The sequence below is a fragment of the Stenotrophomonas sp. S49 genome, from assembly GCF_016624905.1.
In the GTDB taxonomy this organism is placed as follows: Bacteria; Pseudomonadota; Gammaproteobacteria; order Xanthomonadales; family Xanthomonadaceae; genus Stenotrophomonas.
Window position 1 is genome coordinate 1 of sequence record NZ_JACVUD010000139.1, and the last position, 7,755, is coordinate 7,755.

Sequence of the window (7,755 nt, forward strand, 5' to 3'; positions counted from 1 at the left end):
CCCCCCCCCCCCCCCCCCCCCCCCCCCCCCCCCCCCCCCCCCCCCCCCCCAGCGCGACGGTTTTGCCCTGGATCAACCCACCCACCGAGGGGCTGCGCCGTTGGCTGGAAACTCTCGCTTGTTAGTTGGAAGTTAAAGATCCGTAAGCGTTCTGCTGTGATCGGGTCGTCATCTGCATGCAACCGATCGTCATTAGCCTTCGTGACGTTCCAGTCAGCTTGGTCGCGGTAAGCTCTACCCCGATGAGCCCACAAGTACCGCTCATCGTGTGCAGTACGCAGTAGCAATTTGGAGGAAGACATCACATGGCGATTGTTCTTTATGTCGGTGGTAGCAAGGACGGCGAGAAGGGCGTGGTGCCCTACGGCTTCAGCAAATCCCGCGCCGACACCGCGCTGGGGCCGGAGTTCTACACAGAGCGGTTCATGGAACTGCAGGGTGTCGGCAAGGTCCGCCTGATGGCACTGGAAAGCATGCGTGACGAGATCGTCATGCAGCGTGCAGCCCGCCATTACCGCTGACCTTCGCAACATGCGGCAGGGTGCGCCCACGTGCGCGCACCCGCGCCGGCATCCCAGCCGGGCCAGCACGGCCCCTTCTGCCAGGATGCCGGCGTCCCCACCCGGCGCTGCCGCCTGAACCCTGCTGCTGTCAACGCTTGTATGCCCGTGCCGGGCATGGCCAGAATGGGTCTTTCCCGTAACGCGGCACAGACCGGAAGCAATGCACGACGCCAAGAACGCCCAGAGCGCGCTCGCCCAGCAGATCGCCCAGACCATCGCCGTGGAGATCGGTGCCCAGTCCGCCCAGGTGCGTGCCGCCGTCGGCCTGCTCGACGAGGGCGCCAGCGTCCCCTTCATCGCCCGCTACCGCAAGGAAGTGACCGGTGGCCTGGACGATACCCAGCTGCGCAACCTGGAAGTGCGCCTGACTTATCTGCGTGAGCTGGAAGACCGCCGTGCCGCGGTGCTGGCCAGCATCGACGAGCAGGGCAAGCTGAGCGATGCGCTGCGCAACGACATCCTGGCCGCCGATACCAAGAGCCGGCTGGAAGATCTGTACCTGCCCTACAAGCCCAAGCGCCGCACCCGCGCGCAGATTGCACGCGAAGCGGGGCTGGAACCGCTGGGCGATGGCCTGCTGGGCGACCCCACCCAGGACCCGCAGACCTTCGCCGCCACCTTCGTCGACAGCGACAAGGGGGTGGCCGACGCCAAGGCGGCGCTGGAAGGCGCGCGCGCGATCCTGATGGAGCGCTGGGGCGAGGATGCTGCGCTGGTGGGCGAACTGCGCACCTGGCTGGGCGATACCGGCGTGATCCGCGCGCGCGTGGCCGAGGGCAAGGAAAACGAGGGCGCCAAGTACCGCGACTATTTCGAACATGCCGAAGCGCTGGCGAAGATTCCGTCGCACCGGCTGCTGGCGCTGTTCCGTGCCCGCCGCGAGGAAATCCTGTTCCTGGAGCTGGACCCGGGCAGCGATGCCGAGGCTGGCCACCAGTACGCCGAAGGGCGCGTGGCGCGCAAGGCCGGCATCGCCGACCAGGGCCGCGCGGCCGACCGCTGGCTGCTGGACGCCTGCCGCCTGACCTGGCGGGCCAAGCTGCATACCCACCTGTTGCTGGACCTGTTCAACCAGGCCCGCGAAAAGGCGGAGGCCGAAGCGATCGCGGTGTTCGGTGACAACCTGAAGGATCTGCTGCTGGCTGCCCCGGCGGGCCCGAAGACGGTGCTGGGGCTGGACCCCGGCATCCGCACCGGTTGCAAGATTGCCGTGGTCGACGCAACCGGCAAGCTGCTGGCCACCGAAACCATCTACCCGCATGAGCCGCGGCGGCAGTGGGATCAGTCGCTGCAGACGATCAAGCAGCTGTGCACCCGGCACAACGTGGAACTGGTCGCGATCGGCAACGGCACTGCCAGCCGCGAAACCGACAAGCTGGCCGGCGAGGCGATCAAGGCCATCGGCAACCCGAAGCTGCAGAAGGTGGTGGTCAGCGAAGCCGGTGCATCGGTGTATTCGGCCTCGGAATTCGCCGCCAAGGAATTCCCGGGCCTGGACGTGTCGCTGCGTGGCGCGGTGTCCATTGCCCGCCGCCTGCAGGATCCGCTGGCCGAACTGGTGAAGATCGAGCCCAAGGCGATTGGTGTGGGCCAGTACCAGCACGACGTGGACCAGTACCGCCTGGCGCGCGCGCTGGATGCCCGCGTGGAGGACTGCGTGAACGCGGTGGGCGTGTACGTGAACACCGCCTCGGCCGCGCTGCTGTCGCGGGTGTCGGGGCTGTCGTCCACGGTGGCCGAGAACATCGTGCGCCACCGCGATGACAACGGGCCGTTCAAGCGCCGCAAGGACCTGCTGAAGGTCGCGCGGCTGGGTGAAAAGACCTTCGAACAGTGTGCCGGCTTCCTGCGCATTGCCGATGGCGACCAGCCGCTGGACGCCTCGGCCGTGCACCCGGAAGCCTACCCGCTGGTCGAGCGCATCGTGGCCAGTACCGCGCGCCCGATCAAGGCGCTGATCGGTGATGGCAGCTTCCTGCGTGGGCTCAAGCCGGAACAGTTCACCGACGCCACCTTCGGCGTGCCGACCGTGCGCGACATCCTGAAAGAGCTGGAAAAACCGGGCCGCGACCCGCGCCCCGAGTTCAAGGCGGCGCGCTTTGCCGAGGGCGTGGAAGACATCAAGGACCTGCGCGAAGGCATGGTGCTGGAAGGCGTGGTCAGCAACGTGGCCGCCTTCGGCGCGTTCGTCGATATCGGCGTGCACCAGGACGGCCTGGTGCACATTTCGGCGCTGTCGGACACCTTCGTGAAGGACCCGCGCGAGGTGGTCAAGGCCGGCGACATCGTGAAGGTGAAGGTGCTGGAGGTGGACGTGGCGCGCAAGCGCATCGCCCTGACCCGGCGCCTGGACGATACCCCGGGCCAGGCCACCAGCCGCCCCGGTGCGCGCGATGAGCGCGGCCAGGGCGGGCCGGCGCGGCGCGATGGCGGCCCCAACCGCGGCCCCAACCGCGGCCAGGGGCAGGGCGCTGCGCGTCCCGCAAGCTCGGCGCCGCCGGCCAACAATGCCCTGGCCGAGGCCTTCGCCCGGGCCAAGCGCAGCTGAGCCATCGCCCCCCGGCCACGCCTGCCGTGGCGGGGGCACTTGTCGGCCTTCCCCGGCGTGCGCACACTGGCGCCCATGGGGGGCCGCGGGCCGCCCTGCAGGGCGCCGGGGAGGGCCATGACGCCAGCACGAGCCGCCAACGCGACCGCAGGCTGCAGCGCCGGGCTGCGGCTTCGCTGTGCCCGCCGTTCCGCGCGGGGGCGCCGATGACCGGGCACGTCCACGACGCCAACGCCAACGCGCTGCTTGAGCGGCGCCTGCAGGAACTGTCCGAAGAACGCCGCCGGTTGGCGATGATCATCGAAGGCACCGCCGCCGGCACCTGGGAATGGAACGTGCAGACCGGGCAGATGCGGGTGAACGCGCGCTGGGCCGAGATTGTTGGCTACCGCCTGGACGAGTTGGAGCCGATCTGCCAGGAAACCTTCATCGCACTGGTGCATCCGGACGATCTGGCCCATTCCGATGCGGCGCTGGAGGCACACTTCCAAGGCCACAGCGACCATTACCGCTGCCTGCTGCGCATGCGCCACAAGAACGGCCAGTGGATCTGGATCCACGACCGTGGCCGCGTGTACGAATGGGACGGGCAGGGGCGCCCGCTGTGGATGGCCGGCGCGCATGCCGACGTGACCGAACTGCAGATGGCGCGACAGGACGCTGCTGACATGCGCCACCGGCTGCAGGCGGTGGTCGATGCGTCCGACGAAGTGGCGGTGATCGCCACCGATACCGAGGGGCTGATCACCCTGTTCAACACCGGCGCCGAACGCCTGCTGGGCTATGCCGCCAGTGAGGTGGTGGGCAAGCTCAATCCCGGCGTGTTCCATGACCCAGACGAAATGCATGCCTACCTGGCCCCGCTGGCCGACGCCGATGGCCAGCCACCGTCGGTGTTCCAGGCGCTGACCGCGCAGGCGCAGGGCCAGACCTTTTCGCGGCAGTGGACCTTCCTGCGCAAGGACGGCCAGCGCCGCCAGGTGCGCCTGTCGATCAGCCGCATGGACGGCGCCGACGGCGAGCGCATCGGTTATGTCGGCATGGCCATCGACATCACCGAGATCCTGCAGGCGCGTGCCGAAGCGCGACTGGCGGCGGACAAGTTCGCCGGTGCGTTCACCTCCGCAGCGCTGGGCATGGCCTTGGTGTCGCTGGAAGGGCGCTGGCTGGATGTGAACGATGCGCTGTGCCGCATCCTGGGCTACCCGCGCGAAGAACTGCTGCAGGTCGACTTCCAGCGCCTGACCCACCCGGCCGACCTGCAGGCCGACCTGCAGCTGGTGCAGGACCTGTTGAGTGGCCGGCGCACTCACTACCACCTGGAAAAGCGCTACCTGGACCGCGACGGCAACACGATCTGGGCGCGCCTTTCCGTCTCGCTGGTGCGCAACGAACGCGGCGAGCCGCTGCATTTCGTGTCTCAGATCCAGGACATCACCGGCCAGCGCAGCAGCGAACAGCGCCTGTTTGAAAGCGAGCAGCGCAGCCGCATCACCCTGGACGCGGTGGCCGACCTGGTGCTGAGCGTGACCCTGCAGGGGCGCATCGAATACGCCAATGCCGCCGCGGTGCGCATGCTGTCCGGTGATGGCGCGCTGACCCTGGCCGGGCACAACGTGAAGGACGTGCTGGCGCTGACCACCGAATACGCACCGAACTCGGTGCTGGACGTGGCGGTGCTGCTGGACCCGGACAGCAATGCGGTGGACCTGCATGCCGACCTGCTGCTGCGCCTGGGCACGGCCACGGTGGCGGTGGACCTGACCCGGGCCTGGCTGCGCGACGATGAAGGGCATGTGCGCGGTGCGGTGTGGGTGCTGCGCGATGACACCCAGCAGCGCGCCCGCCAGCGCGAGGCCCGGCACCTGGCCGAGATGGACCCGCTGACCGAACTGAGCAACCGCCGTGGCTTCGAGGTGCACCTGCAGCAGGCGATCACCCATGTCGAGCGCACTGGCCAGGCTGCGTCGCTGATGTACATCGACCTGGACCGCTTCAAGCCGGTGAACGACACCTGGGGCCATCTGGCCGGTGATGCAGTGCTGTGGGCGGTGGCCAGCGTGCTGCGCCATGGCGTGCGCGATTCGGACGTAGTGGCCCGGCTGGGTGGCGACGAATTCGCGGTGATCCTGTCCGGCTGCGGCCCGCGTCGCGCTGCACGCATTGCGGGCGAACTGCTGAACACCCTGGCCGCGCTGGCCATTCCGTGGGACAAGGCGGTGCTGCGCATCGGCGCCAGCATCGGCATTGCGCCGCTGGCGCCGGGCATGGGCGTGGACCAGGCGGTGGCGGCCGCCGACGCGCAGTGCTACCGGGCCAAGGCGCTGGGCCGCAACAACGTTCAGGTGCAGGGGCTGACTGCAGATCTGCCAGCCGAAGACGGCGACGGCGGCTGAACCGGCCCGTACCAAGGGCCCGCATGAAGGATGTTTCATTTGCCCGCCCCGGCCGATTTGGCGAGCATGGGCGGGTCTGAGCACCCCAGGACCCCATGTCGCGCGTACTGACCATCGAGGACGATGCCATCACTGCCCAGGAAATCGTGGCGGAGCTGGGCAGCCATGGCCTGCAGGTGGACTGGGTGGCCGACGGGCGCGAAGGCCTGGTGCGCGCGGCCAGTGGCGAGTACGACGCCATCACCCTGGACCGCATGCTGCCGGGGCTGGATGGCCTGGCGATCGTGACAACCCTGCGCCGCATCGGCGTGAACACGCCGGTGCTGATGCTCAGTGCGCTGTCGGACGTGGATGAGCGCGTGCGCGGCCTGCGCGCGGGCGGCGACGATTACCTGACCAAGCCGTTTGCCTCCGATGAAATGGCCGCGCGGGTGGAGGTGCTGCTGCGCCGCCGCCAGCAACCGGCCGGCAACGATACCGCGCTGCGTGTGGGTGACCTGCAGCTGGACCTGCTGGCGCGCACCGCACAGCGCGGTGGGCGCACCCTGAGCTTGCTGCCGACCGAGTTCAAGCTGCTGGAATACCTGATGCGCAATGCCGGCCAGGTGCTGACCCGCATGATGCTGTTCGAGGAAGTGTGGGGTTACCACTTCGACCCGGGCACCAACCTGATCGATGTCCACATCGGCCGCCTGCGGCGCAAGCTCGATTTGCCCGGCGGCCCTTCCATGATCCGCACCGTGCGGGGTTCGGGTTATGTCCTCAGCGAAGCTGTCTGACGGCTGGCGCTCGTCCAGCAGTCGCTTGCTGGGCCTGTACAGCCTGCTGTTCGTGGCGTGGTGCAGCGTGCTGCTGGGTGTCCTGTACTGGCGGGTGTCGCATTACCTGGATGATCTGGCGCAGTCGGCGCTGCTGCAGCGTGCGCATCTGTTCGAACACTTCACCGGCGATGCATTGTGCGAGGCGCTGCGCGAGAACCGCCGCTACGACGTGCACGGCATCGATGCCTATGGTGTCTTCACTGCGGCTGGCACGCCGTTGGCCGGCCCGCTGAAGGCGCTGCCTGCGCAGTTGCCGCTGGATGGCCAGGTGCACCGGGTCAGCGGATTGCCCTTGTCCGATCCGACGGCGGTGGGCAAGCGCGGCTTCGGCCTGGCCATGCCCACCCGCGATGACCGCGTGCTGGTGCTGGTGCGCTACAGCGGGCCGTTGAACGAAGTGAACCACCTGATCCTGGACGCGCTGCTGTGGGGGGTATCGCTGACCCTGCTGCCGGGCCTGCTGGGCTGGCATCTGCTGCGGCGGCGCCCGCTGCGGCGCATCCAGGCGATCGAGCAGGCCACCGCGCGCATCGTTGCCGGTGATCTGGGGCAACGCCTGCCGGTGGCCGATCGCCGTGACGAGCTGGACATGCTGGCGGCCATCGTCAACGCCATGCTGGACCGCATCGAGCAGTTGATGACCGAGGTGAAAGGGGTCTGCGACAACATTGCCCACGACCTGCGCACGCCACTGACCCGCATGCGCGCGCAGTTGTATCGGCTGCGCCAGCAGCTGGGCGAGGGCGACACGCAGGCCGTGGCGCTGGACCAGGTACTGGATGAAACCGATAGGTTGATGGCGCGCTTCCGCGCGCTGCTGCGCATTTCCGAACTGGAGGACCACCAGCGGCGCTCCGGTTTCGTCGAGCTGGCGCCGGAGGCGCTGCTACAGGAAATCCATGCCTTCTACGCGCCATTGGCCGAGGAGAAGGGGCAATGGCTGCGGCTGGAAGTGGCGGCGGACCTGCCCAGCGTAGTGGGTGATCGCGGGCTGTTGTTCGAAGCCATCGGCAACCTGCTGGACAACGCGATCCGGTTTGCGCCCGAAGGCGGGCGCGTGCAGTTGTCGGCGCATGCTGAGGCCGAGGCGACGTGCATCGTGGTGGAAGATTCCGGGCCGGGCATCGCCGAGGCCGAGCGTGAGCTGGTGTTCCAGCGTTTCCATCGCAGCGAGGCCAGCCAGGGCGGCGGCTTCGGTCTGGGGCTGTCGATCGTGGCGGCCATCGCCGGCCTGCACGGTTTCCGCCTGGGCGCGGGGCAGTCGCCACTGGGCGGCGCCAGCTTCAGCCTGCTGTGCCGGCCGCAGGTGTTGTAGGGGGGGTGTTTTGCAGGGCTTGCAGCCCTGCACCCGCTCAACGCAACGGCAAAAGCTGGGCATCCGTGGGATGGCGGGGGGGGGGGGGGGGGGGGGGGGGGGGGGGGGGGGG

5 protein-coding genes are annotated in these 7,755 nt (G+C 68.6%); all 5 read left to right on the plus strand.

Annotated features, from left to right (window positions below; genetic code table 11):
- Nucleotides 1-305: 305 nt before the first annotated feature.
- The gene (locus IAE58_RS19245) at nt 306-521 is read left to right on the plus strand and encodes a hypothetical protein (protein ID WP_006374014.1); all 216 of its coding nucleotides are present in this window, start codon (nt 306-308) and stop codon (nt 519-521) included.
- Nucleotides 522-723: 202 nt separating this feature from the next.
- The gene (locus IAE58_RS19250) at nt 724-3,111 is read left to right on the plus strand and encodes a Tex family protein (RefSeq protein WP_199934696.1); all 2,388 of its coding nucleotides are present in this window, start codon (nt 724-726) and stop codon (nt 3,109-3,111) included.
- A 206-nt stretch (nt 3,112-3,317) separates the two neighbouring features.
- Nucleotides 3,318-5,507: a PAS domain S-box protein gene (locus tag IAE58_RS19255; protein ID WP_199934697.1), complete on the plus strand. Its 2,190-nt coding sequence runs from the start codon at nt 3,318-3,320 to the stop codon at nt 5,505-5,507.
- A gap of 95 nt (nt 5,508-5,602) precedes the next feature.
- Entirely contained in the window at nt 5,603-6,286 is a 684-nt protein-coding gene (locus tag IAE58_RS19260; protein WP_108753371.1) for a response regulator transcription factor, read from the plus strand.
- Nucleotides 6,264-7,643, plus strand: coding sequence for an ATP-binding protein (locus tag IAE58_RS19265; protein ID WP_199934698.1), 1,380 nt, complete (start codon nt 6,264-6,266; stop codon nt 7,641-7,643). The genes IAE58_RS19260 and IAE58_RS19265 overlap by 23 nt, the downstream gene beginning before the upstream one ends.
- The last annotated feature ends 112 nt before the right edge of the window (nt 7,644-7,755 follow it).

Excerpts from the sequence above, each read along its gene's own strand:
- IAE58_RS19245 (WP_006374014.1), top strand. The coding sequence starts at position 306 with ATGGCGATTGTTCTTTATGTCGGTGGTAGCAAGGACGGCGAGAAGGGC.
- IAE58_RS19250 (WP_199934696.1), top strand. The coding sequence starts at position 724 with ATGCACGACGCCAAGAACGCCCAGAGCGCGCTCGCCCAGCAGATCGCC.
- IAE58_RS19255 (WP_199934697.1), top strand. The coding sequence starts at position 3,318 with ATGACCGGGCACGTCCACGACGCCAACGCCAACGCGCTGCTTGAGCGG.
- IAE58_RS19260 (WP_108753371.1), top strand. The coding sequence starts at position 5,603 with ATGTCGCGCGTACTGACCATCGAGGACGATGCCATCACTGCCCAGGAA.
- IAE58_RS19265 (WP_199934698.1), top strand. The coding sequence starts at position 6,264 with ATGTCCTCAGCGAAGCTGTCTGACGGCTGGCGCTCGTCCAGCAGTCGC.